Consider the following 15,147-nt stretch of genomic DNA (forward strand, 5'->3'; position numbering starts at 1 on the left):
GCAGTGCTCGGGACATCCCGGCGAAGCGAAACCGATCATGTTTCATCATCCGAGAGCAGATGATGGGTTTCGCTTCGCTCTACCCATCCTACACGTTCACCTTACGCCGGCACGATCACCTTGCCGATCGGCCAGAGCGCGATGCCGGCGAGCTTGAGATGCGCCCAGGCGAAGGGGATGCCGATGATGGTGACGGCGAGAACGAGCGCGGTCACGAGGTGGCCGAGCGCCAGCCACCAGCCGGCGAGCACGAACCAGACGATGTTGCCGATCACCCCGAGCGGGCCGGTGCCGATGTCCTCGACACCGGTCACGTCGTAGCGGCTGACCGCTTTCGAGCCGAACGGCAGCAGCGTGTAGACGGCGATGTTGAACGCCGCCCGCGCCCAGGGCAGGCCGATGATGGTGATCGCCATGACGATCGCGGCGATCAACCAGCCGAACGCCATCCAGGCGCCGCCGATGAGGATCCAGAGGATGTTGAGGAGAATGGATACGGGCGCCATGGGATGATCCGGAGGTGGATGATCCCAGCTATATAGGCTCGGAATCTGTCCCTGCTAAGACGCTTCAAGGCCCGCAAGGCGTAGCCGGATGAGCGTGGTCCCGTAGGGTGGGCAAAGGCGCCCTTGCGCCGTGCCCACGATCTTGTCTCCGCAAGCGAATTTGGTGGGCACGCTTCCGCTTTGCCCACCCTACGATATCGTCAGATTTTGCGCCCAGCCTGCTCCCAATAGGGATCGCGCAGGCGGCGCTTGAAGATCTTTCCGGAATCTTCGCGCGGCAGGCCGCTGCGGATCTCGATGTGCTTGGGCACCTTGTAATCGGCCAGATGCGCCTTCAGCGCGGCGCGGACATCGGAGGCAGCGAGCGTGATCCCGGGTTGCGGCTCCACCACCGCCATCAGCGCTTCGCCGAACTCGGCATCGGGGATGCCGAACACGGCGCAGTCATGCACGCCTGATACGGCGTGCAGCACGGATTCGATCTCGGCCGGATAGATGTTGACGCCGCCCGAGATCACCATGTCGCGCTTGCGGTCGCAGATGAAGACGTAGCCGTCTTCGTCGATATAGCCGACGTCGCCGGAGGTGATGAAGCCGTCGCGGTCGATCTCGGCGCGCTTCTCCGGCTTGTTGTGATAGGTGAAGTCGGCCATCTCGGCCATGCGGGAATAGATCTCGCCGATTTCGCCGACGCCGAGCACGCGGCCGTCCTCGCCGATGAAGCGCAGCTCGGCGCCGGGCGAGATCTTGCCGACGGTGCCGGGCTTCTTCAGCGCATCCTCGGAGGTCGCGAAGGTCACGGCGCTGGATTCGGTCGAGCCGTAGAATTCGTAGATCACCGGCCCCCACCAATCGATCATGGCGCGCTTGACGTCGGCCGGGCATGGCGCGGCGGCATGGATGACGTGGCGGAGCGAGGAGACGTCGTACCTCCTGCGCACCTCCTCGGGCAGCTTCATCAGGCGGATGAACATGGTCGGCACCATGAAGATGGTGTCGATTTCAAAGCGCTCGATCGCCTGCAGAAATTCCTCCGCCTCGAAGCGTGGCATCAGCACCAGCACCCCGCCGAGCTTGCCGGCGCGGATACCGAACGAGTTCGGCGCGGAATGATAGAGCGGGCCCGGCAGCAGCGCGCGGGCGCCGGGCTTGAGCCCATAGATCATCTCGCGCATGCGCTCACCCGCGGCCTGCTGCTCCGGCGTCGGCGCGTTGCGGCGGACGCCCTTGGGATGGCCAGTCGTGCCCGAGGTATAGATCATGTTCATGGGCTGCGGCACGATCGGACCGTCATAGGGCGCATGTTGCGTGAGCCAGGCTTCGAAATCGGTCGCAAAACTCGGCGTCGTCAGATGATCCGGATCGATCTTGTAGTTGGAGCGGATTTCGGGCGGCGTCGGCACGCTGAGCACGGTAACTCCCTCAGGAATCGCATCGCGCAAACCATGCAGCATGTCGGCATGAGCGATCAGGACGGCGGTGCGGGAATCTTCGAGGATGTAGGTGATCTCCTCAGGCTTGAAGTGCCAGTTGATCGGCACGCCATAGGCGCCCAGCCGCATCGCGGCGTAGGCGGCTTCGAGGAAGGCGATGTCGTTGCGCATCAGCATGCAGACGCAATCGCCCTGGCGGACGCCGATTTTGGCGAGGCCGGCGGCGATGCGGTCGGCGCGGGTCGCGACTTCGGTGTGGGTGCGGCGGCGGTCGCCGGAGACGATGCCGAGGAAGTGAGACGTTTCGTTCATTTGTCGAGTTCCGATCTTTCGTCGGGTTGAAGATTTTTAGCCACGAGCACCCTCGTCATTCCGGGATGCGGCGAAGGCGCAGGCTACGATGCGCAATGGCGCATCTGAGAATCCATAATCACGAGTCGGGGTTATGGATTCCGGGCTCGATGCTTCGCATCGCCCCGGAATGACGGCAGACCGCTAGTCTGCAAAATTCGGCGCACGCTTTTCCAGATTCGAGCGGACCGCCTCGGTCTGGTTCGGGCTGCCGATCAGCTTCTGCTGCTCGACGGATTCGGCGAGCAGTGCCGGGCCCGGATCGACCGAAAGATTGTTCAGCATCCGCTTGGCCGCGCGGATCGCATCGGGGCTTTTCCCTGCGATCTCGCGCGCGACCTCCAGCGCCGACGCGCGCGGATCGTCGCAGATGCGCGTGGCGAGGCCGTAGGCCATCGCCTCCTGCGCGGAGAAGATGCGGCCCGTGTAGGTGAGATCGCGCAGGATGTCGTCGCGCACCAGCGAGGCCAGGATCGGCGTGCCCGCCATGTCGGGCACCAGGCCCCATTTGATCTCCATAATCGACATTCGCGCATCCGCGCTGAGAAAGCGCATGTCGGCGCCGAGCGAGAGCTGGAAACCGCCGCCGAAGGCGACGCCGTGCACGGCGGCGATCACGGGCATCGGAAGCTGGCGCCAGCCCCACACCGCCTGTTGCGCGAAGTTGGCCTTGCCATAGGTGCGCACCGTGAGATCGCGATTTTCGCCACCCGGAATTCCGTTGCCGCCCTTCTCCTTCATGGCGGCAAAACGCCCCATGTCCAGCCCGGCGCAGAAGGCGCGGCCTTCGCCCGAGAGCACGACGGCGCGCACGCCCTTTTCCTTCGAAAGCCGGTCGGTTGCGGCGACGAGGGCCTCGAACATGGGCTGATCCAGCGCGTTCATCTTGTCGGCGCGCACCAGGCGCACATCGGCGACGCCTTCCGAGATCGAGATCGAGACGCGATCTTCCATGGATCAATTCTCCCCTGTTCTTGTTCGGTGCCGCTTTACAGGACGACGGCGGCCGGATTTAGTCAATCGACCAATTAACTGACAATCCCTACGGGGGAAACAGCCATGTTCAAGGAAAATCTTCTGGCCGGCCGGCGCATCCTCGTGACCGGCGGCGGCACCGGCCTCGGCAAATCGATGGCGGCGCGATTCCTCCAGCTCGGCGCCGAGGTGCACATTTGCGGCCGGCGCAAGATCGTCTGCGACGAGACCGCGACCGAGCTGATGGATCGCTACGGCGGCCGCGTCAACAGCCACGGCGTCGACATCCGAAACGCGCTTGCGGTCGAGGAGATGATCGAGACCATCTTCCGCGATGGTCCCCTCACCGATCTCATCAACAATGCGGCCGGCAATTTCATCTCGCGCACCGAGGAGCTCTCGCCGCGCGGCTTCGATGCGGTCGCCAACATCGTCATGCACGGCACGTTCTACGTGACGCATGCGGTCGGCAAGCGCTGGATCGCCTTGAAGCAGCCCGGCAACGTCGTCTCGATCACCACGACCTGGGTGCGCAACGGCTCGCCCTACGTGGTGCCGTCGGCAATGAGCAAGTCGGCGATCCACGCCATGACGATGTCGCTTGCCACCGAATGGGGACGACACGGCATCCGCCTCAACACCATCGCCCCGGGCGAGATCCCGACCGAGGGCATGAGCAAGCGCATCAAGCCGGGCGACGAGGCCGGCGCGCGCACCAAGGCGATGAACCCGATGGGCCGCGTCGGCACCATGGAGGAACTGCAGAACGTCGCCGTGTTCCTGATCTCCGGCGGCTGCGACTGGATCAACGGCGAGACCATCGCCATGGATGGCGCCCAGGCGCTCGCGATGGGCGGCAACTTCTACCAGCTCCGTGACTGGAGCGACGACGACTGGAAAACGGCGCGCGAGAGCATCATGGCGCAGAACGAGAAGGACCGCGCGAAGCGGGGGTGATGTTCTCTCGTGCCCCGGACGCGGCGCAGCGCGCCGCCTTCGGCGTGGTGCGCTGCAGAGCCGGGGCCCATGTCGCAGCATGCTGGGTCCCGGCTCAGCAGCGCATCACTTCGTGCTGCGCAGCGTCCGGGACACGAGACGGCGGCATTCTCCTGCCATCTTGTCTTCATCCGCCGATGACGCCACACTCCCCCGCATAAAAACAAGAGCTACGGGAGAAACATGTCCACACAGCCATTGGCGAACCTCGCCGACATGGTGCGCGAGCGTGCGAAGAGCCGCGGCAGCGCCATCGCCTACCAGTTCGAAGGCCGCACCACCAGCTTTGCCGAGTTCGACATCAAGACCAACAAGGTCGCGAACGCGCTCCTCGCAATGGGCGTGACGAACGGCGACCGCATCGCCTATCTCGGCAAGAACAGCGACATCTATTTCGAGCTCTTGATGGGTGCGATGAAGGCTCGCGTGGTGATGGCGCCGGTGAACTGGCGGCTCGCGGGGCCCGAGGTCGCCTTCATCGTGTCGGATTGCAAGGCGCCGGTTTTGTTCGTCGGGCCCGAATTCATCACACAGGTGCGCCAGATCAGGGACCAGATACCGGGCGTGCGCACCATCATCACCTCCGAGGGCGGCGTGCCGGAATGGCCAGATTTCACGGCGTGGCGCGATGCGCAGCGCGGCGACGATCCCAAGGTGCCGATCGACACCCGCGACATCGCGATCCAGCTCTACACCTCGGGCACCACGGGCAAGCCGAAGGGCGCAATGCTGAGCCACGCGAACTTCCTCAACCTGGTGCAGACCGGCAACGCCGAGGACAAGCCGGAATGGAACCGGTGGTCGACCGACGACGTCTCGCTGGTGGCGATGCCGATCTTCCACATCGGCGGCTCCGGATGGGGCGTGATGGGTCTCTATCACGGCGCCCGCGGCGTGATCGCACGCGAGTTCGATCCGACCAAGGTTTTGGATTTCTTCGAGCAGTCGGGCATCACAAAGCTGTTCATGGTACCGGCGGCGATGCAATTCGTGGTGCGACAGCCCCGCGCCAGGACGGTCGACTTCTCGCGACTGAAATACATGCTGTACGGCGCCTCGCCGATTCCTGCGGCACTGCTGAAGGAATGCATCGAGGTCTTCAAGTGCGGCTTCGTCCAGATGTATGGCATGACCGAGACGACAGGCACCATCGTCGCGCTGCCGCCGGAGGACCATATCGAGGGGCTGGAGCGGATGCGCTCGGCCGGCAAGGCGCTGCCGGGGGTCGAAATCGCAATTCTCGACGCCGACGGCAAGCCGCTGCCGCCGCGCCAGGTCGGCGAGATCGCGACGCGCTCGGGCTCCAACATGGCGGGCTATTGGAATCTGCCGGAAGCCACCGCCGCGACGCTGCGCGGCGACGGCTGGCTGCGCACCGGCGATGCCGGCTACATGGACGAGGACGGCTATCTCTACATCCACGACCGCATCAAGGACATGATCATCTCGGGCGGCGAGAACATCTATCCGGCCGAGGTCGAGAGCGCGCTATGCGACCATCCCGACGTCGCGGAAGCCGCCGTGATCGGCGTGCCCGACGAGCAATGGGGCGAAGCCGTGAAGGCGGTCGTGGTGATGAAGCCCGGCAAGCAGGCGACCGCCACCGACATCATCAACTTCACCCGGACGCGCATCGCCGGCTACAAGACGCCGAAGAGCGTGGAGTTCCTGCCCGCGCTGCCGCGGAATCCGTCAGGCAAGATCCTGCGGCGGCAGCTGCGCGAGCCGTATTGGGCGGGGAAGGATCGGCGGGTGAACTAATTAATCCATAATCTCTCCGCGGAGACATCTCTGGATTGCTTCGCTGCGCTCGCAATGACGGTGTGGAGACAGGAGCGCATCTCTCTCCTCCGTCATTGCGAGGAGCCCTTGCGACGAAGCAATCCAGGCTGTCTCCACGGAAAGACTCTGGATTGCTTCGCTGCGCTCGCAAATAACAGTCAACGCTTCCCCGGCCCCATATAGCCGAACAGGAACCCCGCCACTTTCCGCATCTGGATCTCCTCGCTGCCTTCGGTGATCCGATAACGGCGGTGGTGGCGATAGATGTGCTCGAACGGCTTGTGGCGTGAATATCCCATGCCGCCATGGACCTGCATGGCACGGTCGGCGGCTTCGCAGCAGAGGCGGTTTGCCCAGTAATTGCACATGGAGACGCGGTCGGACAGCGTGCGCTCGATCTGCTCCTCATTGAGCTGGTCCATCTCCCAGGCGGTCTTGCGGATCAAGAGGCGCAGCATCTCGGCTTGCGTGGCGAGCTCGACCAGCGGGAATTGAATCGCCTGGTTCTCGGCGAGCGCCTTACCGAACGGCTTTCGCTCGCGTGCATACTTCACGCTCTCGTTGATGCAGTAGACCGCGGCGCCGAGCGAGCTCGCGGCCTGACGGATGCGGTTCTGGTGCACGAAGCATTGCGCCAATGAGAGTCCGCGGCCGACCTCGCCGAACAAGGCATCCTCCGGCACGAAGACGTCGGTGAAGCTGACGCGGGGATGGTCGGTCGGCATGTTGAAGGTCCACATGTACTCCTCGACCTTGACGCCGGGACTTTTGGCCGGCACCAGAAAGCAAGTGATGCCGCGGGCGTCGCCGTCATTGCCACTGGTGCGCGCGAACAGCGCGCAGTGCGTGGCGACATGCATGCCCGTGGTCCACATCTTCTCGCCGTTGATGATCCAGCCCTTGACGTTGTCGCGCGTCGCGGGCACCGCGCGCGTCTCCATGTGGGTTGCGTCCGAGCCGTGATGCGGCTCGGTCAGGCCGAAGGTGATGCGGTACTTGCCCCTGATCGAGCCGTCGATCATCGCCTTCTGGTCGTCGCGGCCGTAGCGGTCGAGCATGGTGACGACGGGAAAGTTGCCGACGATGGAATGCTCGTTCTGCAGGTCGTTGTGCAGGCCGAGACCCTTTGCGGCGAAGTGCTCGCGGATCACGGCCATCCAGAGATTGGAGCCGTCCTTGCCGCCATATTGCTTCGGCACCGGAAAGCGCAGATGCCCGGCAGCGTCGGCGAGATCCTTGGCCTTGCGCAGGATCGCCTCCCATTCGTGGCGCGGCAGACCGCCATTCTCGAAATCGGTGCGCGCCCATTCGCGGCGGTGGTCGAAGAAGCGGATGTTGTCGTCGGCTTGTTCGAGCGGCTTGATCTCGCGCTCGATGAAACGGTCGAGCTCTCCGAGATAAGCGACGAGATCGGCAGGCAATGAGAAATCCACAGGTTCTCTCCCGGATTGATTTTATCGTTTTGCGTTAAGGCGCTAGGCGCATTCTTGCTTGGCACGATTAAGGTGAGAAGAGCGCGTGCAAGTCAAGCAAGCCGAGACGTGACGATGGCGCAAGGCGCACCAGCGCAATTCGATGGTGCTCAGACGCACCCGCACGGTAGTATGGCGCCAATATTCCTTCGAAAGAAAATCCGGGAGCGCGCGATGGAGCTGAAATTCTCAAAGGTGGAACGCAAGGGGCCGATCACGATCGTGACGCTGTCGCGCCCCGAGGTCTACAACGCGCTGCACACCGACGCGCATTTCGAATTGCAAAAAGTATTCGACGATTTCTCCGGAGATCCCGAACAGTGGATCGCGGTCGTCACCGGCGCCGGCGACAAGGCGTTCTGCGCCGGCAATGATTTGAAGTGGCAGGCGGCGGGAGGAAAGCGCGGCTGGGACAAGGGCGGCTTTGCCGGCCTCACCTCACGCTTCGACTGCGACAAGCCGATCATCGCCGCAGTGAACGGCGTCGCCATGGGCGGCGGCTTCGAGATTGCGCTCGCCTGCGACCTCATCATTGCCGCGGAGAACGCAACCTTCGCGCTGCCCGAGCCGCGCGTTGGCCTTGCCGCGCTCGCCGGCGGCCTGCATCGGCTGCCGCGCCAGATCGGGCTGAAGCGCGCCATGGGCATGATCCTCACCGCGCGCCATGTCAGCGCCAAGGAAGGTCTCGAGCTCGGCTTCGTCAACGAGGTGGTGCCGCAGGGCGAGGCGCTGACGGCTGCGCTGCGCTGGGCGGAGACGATCGCCAAGAATTCGCCGATGTCGATCCAGGCCTCGAAGCAGGCGATCCAGAAGGGGCTCGGCGTGTCGCTGGAGCAGGCCATCGCGGAGCAGCGCGACTACCCGGCGGTGCAGGCGATGGTCGCCTCGCAGGATTACATCGAGGGTCCGAAGGCGTTTTCCGAGAAGCGACCGCCGAAATGGGTGGGGAAGTAGGGTCCGGGTGTCATTCCGGCGCGCGCCCACATCAACATCATCGCTGTCATGCCCCGCGAAGGCGGGGCATCCAGTACGCCGCAGCCTATCGATTAACCACAACCGTCTCGGAGTACTGGATCGCCCGCCTTCGCGGGCGATGACACCGAATTTGGAGCAAGACCTCCTTACCCGCCCCGTCCCAACTCCCGCTTGTAGGACGCATAGTTCGGCTGATCGACTGCGAGCTTGTCCATCGTGGTCGCCCAGAGGTGCTCGGCGAGACCGGGCGTTGCCAGATCGACCTCGCCCTTGGCGATGCGCTCGGCGAGCACGCGGTTGAGTTCGGTGACCGAGCCGTCGATGCCGAGCAGTGCGCGCAGGCGCGCAACCTCCTTCGCGTCGCTCCCCGCCTCCCGCGTCAGTTGCCGCGTCACGAGGTCGAGGATGTTGATGGCGACGCGCAGCTTGAAGGCCTGGTGGCCGGAGATCAGCGGCGTGATGTCGTTGCGGAGGAAATCGGCGACTGACTTGGTCAGCTCGATCGGGGTCGGCTCGTCCTGCATGTGTCAGCTCCCGCGCGGCGCCAAGAGGCGCAACAGATCGATCTCGGTCTCGCTGGCGCGGCGGCCGATCATGGCGCGCTCCATGGAATGGTCGGGCCCCTCGCGAAAACGCTGCATCATGCCGCCGCACATGATGCCCCAGCGCAGCGTGCCCATCACTTCCCAGAATTTCACTCGTTCGGGGTCGACCTTGCGGCCCGCCTCCTCGTAACCGGCGAACAGTTCCTCGCGTGTGCCAAAACCGCCGACGGGCTTGTCGATCTCGCCGAAGCGCCAGGAGTTGACGCAGACCCAGCCGAGATCCTCCATGGGGTCGCCGAGATGGGCGAGCTCCCAGTCCAGCACCGCGCGAACGCCATCCGCGCCGATGATGAGATTGCCGTTGCGGAAATCGCCGTGCACCAGCGTGGTCTCCACCGACCGACCGGGATCGTGGTCGCGCAGCCAGCGCAGCGCCAGCTCGAACACGGGTTTTGGCCAGTTCAGGCTGCGATAGTCGCGCTCGAACTCGGCGATCTCCTGGGTCGCGCCCCTGCTGCGCAGCTGAGGCAATTTGTCGTGCGGCAGCCGATGGAGACCTGCGAGAATTCCGCCGATCTGCCGCGCCAGAATGGGGCGCGCCGCCGCGTACTCCTCATCGCGAAGAATCTTGCGCGCGATGGTCTCGCCCTCGACCCTTTGCATGATGAAGCCGGTGCCGAGATCGTCCTCGGGCGTGAGCACATGCATCACGCGCGGCGACGGCACGCCGGCTTCATAAGCAAGCTGCATCAGCTGCGCTTCAGCCGCGAGGCCCGCAGCGCGCGTCGGCGCCGCGCCATAGCCTTTTGGCGAGCGGCGCAGGATGGCGCCGATCGGCCCGTTGGGATGCCTGATGTTGAAGCGCCAAGTTTCCTGGCTGGCGCCGCCGGACAGTTTTGCCGCAGAGGTGACGCCGGTCGCCCCTTCGCACCAGCGCTGGACGCTGCGTGAAAGCGCCGCCTCGATCATTTGCCCTTGAACTGCGCGGGCCGCTTCTCGAGGAACGCACCGACGCCCTCGCGGAAATCCTCGGTGTCGCCGGCGCGGAGCTGGCACTGGAATTCCAGATTGAGCTGATCTTCGAAGGAGTTTTCCGGGCTATCCCAATAGAGCTTGCGGATCAGGGACAGTGCGACGGTCGGGCCGCTGGCGAGATCGCGCGCCAGCTTCATCGCCTCCTCCATCAGCACGCCGTCATCGTAGACGCGGTTGACGAGGCCCCATTCCAGCGCCTTCTCGGCCGGCAGCCGCTCGCCCATCAGCGACAATTCGATCGAGCGCGCGCGCCCGACGAGCCGCGGCAAGAGCCAGGTCGAGCCGCAATCCGGCACGAGCCCGATGCGGCGGAAGGCCTGCAGGAAATAGGACGAGCGCGCGCACAAAATCATGTCGCCGAGCAGCGCGAAGCTCATGCCGGCGCCGGCGGCGGGACCGTTGACTGCGGTGATGATCGGGCAATGCAGGTTGCGGATGCGGCGCAGGAAGGGATGAAAGCCGGTCTCCAGCGTCAGGCCGGCCTTGGTCTTCTTCGACTGGTTGTTGCGGCCCTGCAGATTAGCGCCGGTGCAGAACGCGCGCCCCGCGCCGGTCAGCACGACGCAGCGCACCTCGCCCTTCTTCTCCTCGATCGTGTCGAGCGCTTCGGCAAGGCCCCCCAGCATGTCCACGGAGACCGCGTTCATCACCTCCTGATGGTCGAGCTTGAGGATCGCGACCGAGCCATCGAAGTCGAGCGTGACGTGTTTGAACTGCATGGTTTCCTCGTCACTTGCGGCCCGCGTCAGTTTCGCAGACCGGAATTTGGTTTTGCCGGGGCGCATATTTGATTTTTGGCGCGGTCTTGTCCATGGTGATCGGAGCATAGCAAGCAATCTTGTGCGCAGCGGCTGATGGGCCGCAGACAAAAAACAGGAAACGCGCCATGAACCTCTTCGACCTCTCCGGCCGCGTGGCCGTGATCACCGGTGGCAATGGCGGCATCGGCCTCGGCATCGCGCAGGCGCTCGCGGGCCAGGGCTGCAACGTCTCGATCTGGGGCCGCAATGCTGACAAGAACAAGGCCGCTGCCGCGAGCATGGCGGGCCTCTCCGGCAAGGTCGACAGCCGCGTCTGCGACGTCAGCGACCCGGCCTCGGTCGCTTCAGCGATGAAGGCCACGCTCGACACCTTCGGCCGGGTCGATGGCTGCTTCGCCAATGCCGGCATCGGCGGCGGCGGCCGGCGCGCCTTCATCGAGCGCACCGAGGAGGAATGGCGCACGATGTTCGCGACCAATCTCGACGGCGTGTTCCACGCCTTCCAGGCCGCGGCGAAGCACATGACGGATCGCGCGAATGCCGGCGATCCCTTCGGCCGGTTGGTTGCGACCTCGAGCCTCGCCTCGATCTTCGGCACCGCGCGCAACGAGCATTATGCCGCGACCAAGGCCGCCATCAACGCGCTGGTGCGCGCCCTCGGCGTCGAACTGGCGCGTTACGGTGTCACCGCGAATGCGATCCTGCCCGGCTGGATCAAGAGCGACATGACCGCAGGGCTCATGGCCAACGACAAGTTCGTCGCCAACGTGATGCCGCGGATTCCGATGCGGCGATTCGGCGAGGCGTCAGATTTCGGCGGCATCGCGGTGTATCTGATGAGCAAGGCGTCGTCGTATCACACCGCGGACACGTTCGTGATCGACGGCGGCTATACCGCGTTTTGAGATTTCGTAGGGTGGGCAAAGGCGCTCTTGCGCCGTGCCCACCGTAAGCATTTTTCGAATGTCGTGGTGGGCACGCTGCGCTTTGCCCACCCTACGGCTTCTCGTTTTGTCAGCGCAGAAGGGAATGGGCAAATGTTCTCGCACGTGATGATCGGCACCAACGATCTCGACAAAGCCAAGACGTTCTACGACAAGCTGCTCGGCACGCTCGAGGTGCGGCCGGCCAGGGTCGACGGCCATCGCATCTTCTACATCACCAAGACCGGCGTGTTCTCGGTGTCGAAGCCGATCAACGGCGAGCCGGCGACATGCGCGAATGGCGGCACGATCGGCTTTGCCGCCAATTCGCCGGAACAGGTCGATGCGTGGCACGCGGCGGGCGTCGCGGCCGGCGGCAAGCCGATCGAGGATCCGCCGGGCATCCGCGAGGGCTCCGGGGTTAAGCTCTATCTCGCTTATCTGCGCGACCTCGACGGCAACAAGATCTGCGCGATGCATCGGGTGCCTAATTGACGTAGACCCACCCACAGCTGTCATTCCCCGCGAAAGCGGGGAATCCAGTACGCCGCGGCCTCTCGATAAACGACCGACGTCTCGGAATACTGGATCGCCCGATCAAGTCGGGCGATGACAGCGGAGAGTGAGGCGCGAGCCTGCCGCCTTCCACACCCCATTCAAACAACATTTCAAACGACCTCGCGATATTCCATCGCATGGCATGGCCTCGCGCGTGAAAATGCGCGCTCGCACTTTGCCGGCGCTGCGACTATTCTTGCGCTCAACACAATTCTAGCGATCCCGGGAGGACCAATGACAAAACACACCTACATTCCCCGCACCACCAACTACACGCTCAATCCCGGCGACGAGCTCAACGATCTGCGGATGTCGGACCAGGTCCGGCCGCTCTACGATCACGTCAAGAAGTTCATCCGCGACACCGTCGAGCCGATGTCGATCGAGTTCGCCAAGGCGGGCGAAAGCAAGGAAGATCGCTGGAGTTTTACGCCGAAGCAGCTCGAAGTGCTGGAGAAGGCCAAGAACAAGGCCAAGCAGGAAGGCCTCTGGAACTTCTTCCTGCCCGATGACGAGACCGGCCAGGGCCTGAAGAATCTCGACTACGCCTACATCGCCGCCGAGCTCGGCAAGAGCCCGCTGGCCTCCGAGACCATGAACTGCTCGGCGCCCGACACCGGCAACATGGAGGTGCTGGAGCGCGTCGGCACCAAGGAGCAGAAGGAGACGTGGCTGAAGCCGCTGCTCAACGGCGAGATCCGCTCCGCCTATGTCATGACCGAGCCGAACGTCGCCTCCTCCGACGCCAAGAACATCTCGACCACCGCAAAGCTCGTCGGCGACGAATGGGTGATCAACGGCGAGAAGTATTACATCTCCGGCCTCGGCGATCCCCGCTGCAAGATCCTCATCGTGATGGTGAAGACCAATCCGGACGCGGCACCGAGCAAGCAGCAGTCGCAGATCCTGGTGCCGCGCGACACGCCCGGTGTCGAGGTCCTCGGTCCCATGTACGTGTTCGGCCAGGACCACGCCCCTCGCGGCCACATGCATATGCGCTTCAACAATGTGCGGGTGCCGAAGGAGAACATCCTGCTCGGCGAAGGCCGCGGCTTCGAGATCTCGCAGCTGCGGCTCGGACCGGGGCGCATCCATCACTGCATGCGCACCATCGGCAAGGCCGAGAAGGCGCTCGACCTGATGGTGCAGCGGGGCCTGACCCGCGAGGCCTTCGGCAAGAAGATCGCCCATCTCGGCGGCAACATGCAGATCATCGCGCAGGCGCGCTGCGAGATCGAGGCGATGCGGCTGATGGTGCTGAAGGCAGCCAAGGCGATGGACGTGCTCGGCAACAAGGAGGCCCGCGTCTGGGTCTCCATGGTCAAGGCCATGGTACCCGAGCGCGCCTGCAGGATCATCGACCAGGCCATCCAGATGCACGGCGCGACCGGCATCTCGCACTGGACCCCGCTCGCCGAGATGTACCAGGATGTGCGGCACCTGCGCTTCGCCGACGGTCCGGATGAGGTGCACTGGATGGTGGTGGGCCGCCACGAGCTGAGCATGGCGTGAAGACTCTCTCCTCCCCCTCTCCCCGTTCTTACGGGGAGAGGGTCGGGGTGCGGGGCCTCTCTCCACACGCGAGGTGATCGAGGGACCTGTACCCCCTCACCCGAATTCGATCTTCGATCGAATTCGACCTCTCACCGCAAGCGGGGAGAGGTGAAGAAGAAAGCGCCTACGTCGCGGGCACGAGCTTGTCCTGCGTCTTGGTCTCGAAATCGGACGCGTCGTGGCGCTCGTGGAGCTGGCTGGCGGGATCGCCGGAGACGCGGTTGACCATGCGGCCGCGCTTCACGGCCGGACGCTTGGCGATCTGGTCGGTCCAGCGCTGCACGTTCTTGTAGTCCTGCACCGACAAGAATTCGCCGGCGCCATAGACCAGCCCCCTGGCGAGCGCGCCGTACCAGGGCCACACCGCGATGTCGGCAATCGTGTAGTCCTTGCCCGCGAGATATTCGTTGTCGGCAAGGCGCCGGTCGAGCACATCGAGCTGGCGCTTGGTCTCCATCGCGAAACGGTCGATGGCGTATTCGATCTTGGTCGGGGCATAGGCGTAGAAATGGCCGAAGCCGCCGCCGAGATAGGGCGCGCTGCCCATTTGCCAGAACAGCCAGGACATCGCCTCGGTGCGGGTCTTGATGTCCTTCGGCAGGAAGGCGCCGAACTTCTCGGCGAGGTAGAACAGGATCGAGCCTGACTCGAACACCCGGATCGGCTCCGGGCCGGAGCGGTCCATCAACGCCGGGATCTTGGAATTCGGATTGATGTCGACGAAGCCGCTGCCGAACTGGTCACCGTTGCCGATCCTGATCAGCCAGGCGTCGTATTCGGCGCCCTTGTGGCCGAGCGCGAGGAGCTCCTCCAGCATCACGGTGACCTTCACCCCGTTCGGCGTCGCCAGCGAGTAGAGCTGAAGCGGATGCGTGCCGACCGGCAGCTCCTTGTCGTGAGTGGGGCCGGCAATGGGCCGGTTGATGTTGGCGAACTGACCGCCGTTCTCCTTGTTCCAGGTCCAGACTTTAGGCGGCACGTAGGGGGCGTCGGTCATGCGGGGGCTCCGGCAAAAAGATGCGCCTGCATTAATTAGCCCGCAAACGGCCGATGACAAGGGCGCCGAAATGCATTGCCGGACGGGACAACTCTGCGTTTTGTCATGGCAGCCCCTCCCCGCCGTCATTCCGGGGCCGGGTTCTCGCTTGCCGAGCCCCGGAATGACGACGCCACTCAGGACGCCGCGGCCTGCGGCCCCCGGATCGAGCGCGACGTCTACACACAAGATGCCTCGTCGAATCCGGCATGTCATCGATCGGCTCGCGTCACTTTGCTTTGCCA

General features: G+C 64.3%; 15 protein-coding genes. 6 read left to right on the forward strand and 9 right to left on the reverse strand.

Annotation, left to right across the window (positions count from 1 at the left end):
* Positions 1-101: 101 nt before the first annotated feature.
* From ACNJYD_RS26690 to ACNJYD_RS26700, 3 genes are all read right to left on the reverse strand, one after another.
* Positions 102-506 carry a YccF domain-containing protein gene (locus ACNJYD_RS26690; RefSeq protein ID WP_172784086.1) on the reverse strand — a complete coding sequence of 135 codons (405 nt, stop codon included), beginning with the start codon at positions 504-506 and terminating at the stop codon, positions 102-104.
* 200 nt (positions 507-706) lie between these two features.
* A complete protein-coding gene (locus tag ACNJYD_RS26695) occupies positions 707-2,251 on the reverse strand; it encodes an acyl-CoA synthetase (protein WP_439363799.1) in 1,545 nt (514 codons plus the stop codon).
* Positions 2,252-2,434: 183 nt separating this feature from the next.
* A complete protein-coding gene (locus ACNJYD_RS26700) occupies positions 2,435-3,244 on the reverse strand; it encodes a crotonase/enoyl-CoA hydratase family protein (RefSeq protein ID WP_439363800.1) in 810 nt (269 codons plus the stop codon).
* Positions 3,245-3,349: 105 nt separating this feature from the next.
* Between ACNJYD_RS26700 and ACNJYD_RS26705 the strand changes: the two genes are divergently transcribed.
* A complete protein-coding gene (locus tag ACNJYD_RS26705) occupies positions 3,350-4,222 on the forward strand; it encodes an SDR family oxidoreductase (protein WP_439363801.1) in 873 nt (290 codons plus the stop codon).
* A 222-nt stretch (positions 4,223-4,444) separates the two neighbouring features.
* Positions 4,445-6,022, forward strand: a complete 1,578-nt coding sequence (locus ACNJYD_RS26710) for a fatty acid--CoA ligase (RefSeq protein ID WP_439363802.1) — start codon at positions 4,445-4,447, stop codon at positions 6,020-6,022.
* Between the two features lie 179 nt (positions 6,023-6,201).
* On the opposite strand, the gene ACNJYD_RS26715 is transcribed toward ACNJYD_RS26710, so the two are convergent.
* Positions 6,202-7,476 carry an acyl-CoA dehydrogenase family protein gene (locus ACNJYD_RS26715; RefSeq protein WP_439363803.1) on the reverse strand — a complete coding sequence of 425 codons (1,275 nt, stop codon included), beginning with the start codon at positions 7,474-7,476 and terminating at the stop codon, positions 6,202-6,204.
* Between the two features lie 213 nt (positions 7,477-7,689).
* On the opposite strand from ACNJYD_RS26715, the gene ACNJYD_RS26720 reads away from it, so the two are divergent.
* On the forward strand, positions 7,690-8,469 hold the full coding sequence (locus ACNJYD_RS26720; protein ID WP_439363804.1) for an enoyl-CoA hydratase-related protein: 780 nt from the start codon (positions 7,690-7,692) through the stop codon (positions 8,467-8,469).
* Between the two features lie 167 nt (positions 8,470-8,636).
* Here the strand turns inward: ACNJYD_RS26720 and ACNJYD_RS26725 are convergent, their stop codons facing one another.
* From ACNJYD_RS26725 to ACNJYD_RS26740, 4 genes are read right to left on the reverse strand one after another with little or no spacing between them, the layout of a single operon-like run.
* Positions 8,637-9,014, reverse strand: a complete 378-nt coding sequence (locus ACNJYD_RS26725) for a DUF6285 domain-containing protein (protein WP_439363805.1) — start codon at positions 9,012-9,014, stop codon at positions 8,637-8,639.
* Between the two features lie 3 nt (positions 9,015-9,017).
* Positions 9,018-10,004: a phosphotransferase family protein gene (locus ACNJYD_RS26730; protein ID WP_439363806.1), complete on the reverse strand. Its 987-nt coding sequence runs from the start codon at positions 10,002-10,004 to the stop codon at positions 9,018-9,020.
* A complete protein-coding gene (locus ACNJYD_RS26735) occupies positions 10,001-10,789 on the reverse strand; it encodes an enoyl-CoA hydratase/isomerase (protein ID WP_260382829.1) in 789 nt (262 codons plus the stop codon). Before ACNJYD_RS26735 ends, ACNJYD_RS26730 begins: the two co-directional genes overlap by 4 nt.
* A 10-nt stretch (positions 10,790-10,799) precedes the next feature.
* Positions 10,800-10,958 (reverse strand): hypothetical protein, encoded by a 159-nt coding sequence (locus ACNJYD_RS26740; RefSeq protein WP_439363807.1) that lies wholly within the window; start codon positions 10,956-10,958, stop codon positions 10,800-10,802.
* Here ACNJYD_RS26740 and ACNJYD_RS26745 point away from each other — a divergent pair.
* The 3 genes from ACNJYD_RS26745 to ACNJYD_RS26755 all read left to right on the forward strand — a co-directional run bounded on the left by ACNJYD_RS26745 (position 10,957) and on the right by ACNJYD_RS26755 (position 13,824).
* Complete coding sequence (locus ACNJYD_RS26745; RefSeq protein WP_172784075.1) at positions 10,957-11,736, forward strand: SDR family NAD(P)-dependent oxidoreductase; 780 nt, start codon at positions 10,957-10,959, stop codon at positions 11,734-11,736. The two genes, ACNJYD_RS26740 and ACNJYD_RS26745, sit on opposite strands and share 2 nt — an antisense overlap.
* Positions 11,737-11,868: 132 nt before the next feature.
* Positions 11,869-12,249 carry a VOC family protein gene (locus ACNJYD_RS26750; RefSeq protein WP_172784074.1) on the forward strand — a complete coding sequence of 127 codons (381 nt, stop codon included), beginning with the start codon at positions 11,869-11,871 and terminating at the stop codon, positions 12,247-12,249.
* A 297-nt stretch (positions 12,250-12,546) separates the two neighbouring features.
* Positions 12,547-13,824 (forward strand): acyl-CoA dehydrogenase family protein, encoded by a 1,278-nt coding sequence (locus ACNJYD_RS26755; protein WP_172784073.1) that lies wholly within the window; start codon positions 12,547-12,549, stop codon positions 13,822-13,824.
* Between the two features lie 166 nt (positions 13,825-13,990).
* Here the strand turns inward: ACNJYD_RS26755 and yghU are convergent, their stop codons facing one another.
* The gene (yghU, locus tag ACNJYD_RS26760) at positions 13,991-14,863 is read right to left on the reverse strand and encodes a glutathione-dependent disulfide-bond oxidoreductase (protein ID WP_439363808.1); all 873 of its coding nucleotides are present in this window, start codon (positions 14,861-14,863) and stop codon (positions 13,991-13,993) included.
* Positions 14,864-15,147 lie beyond the last annotated feature (284 nt).

Origin of the sequence: Bradyrhizobium sp. SPXBL-02 (genome assembly GCF_051853065.1) — a bacterium.
GTDB lineage: Bacteria > Pseudomonadota > Alphaproteobacteria > Rhizobiales > Xanthobacteraceae > Bradyrhizobium.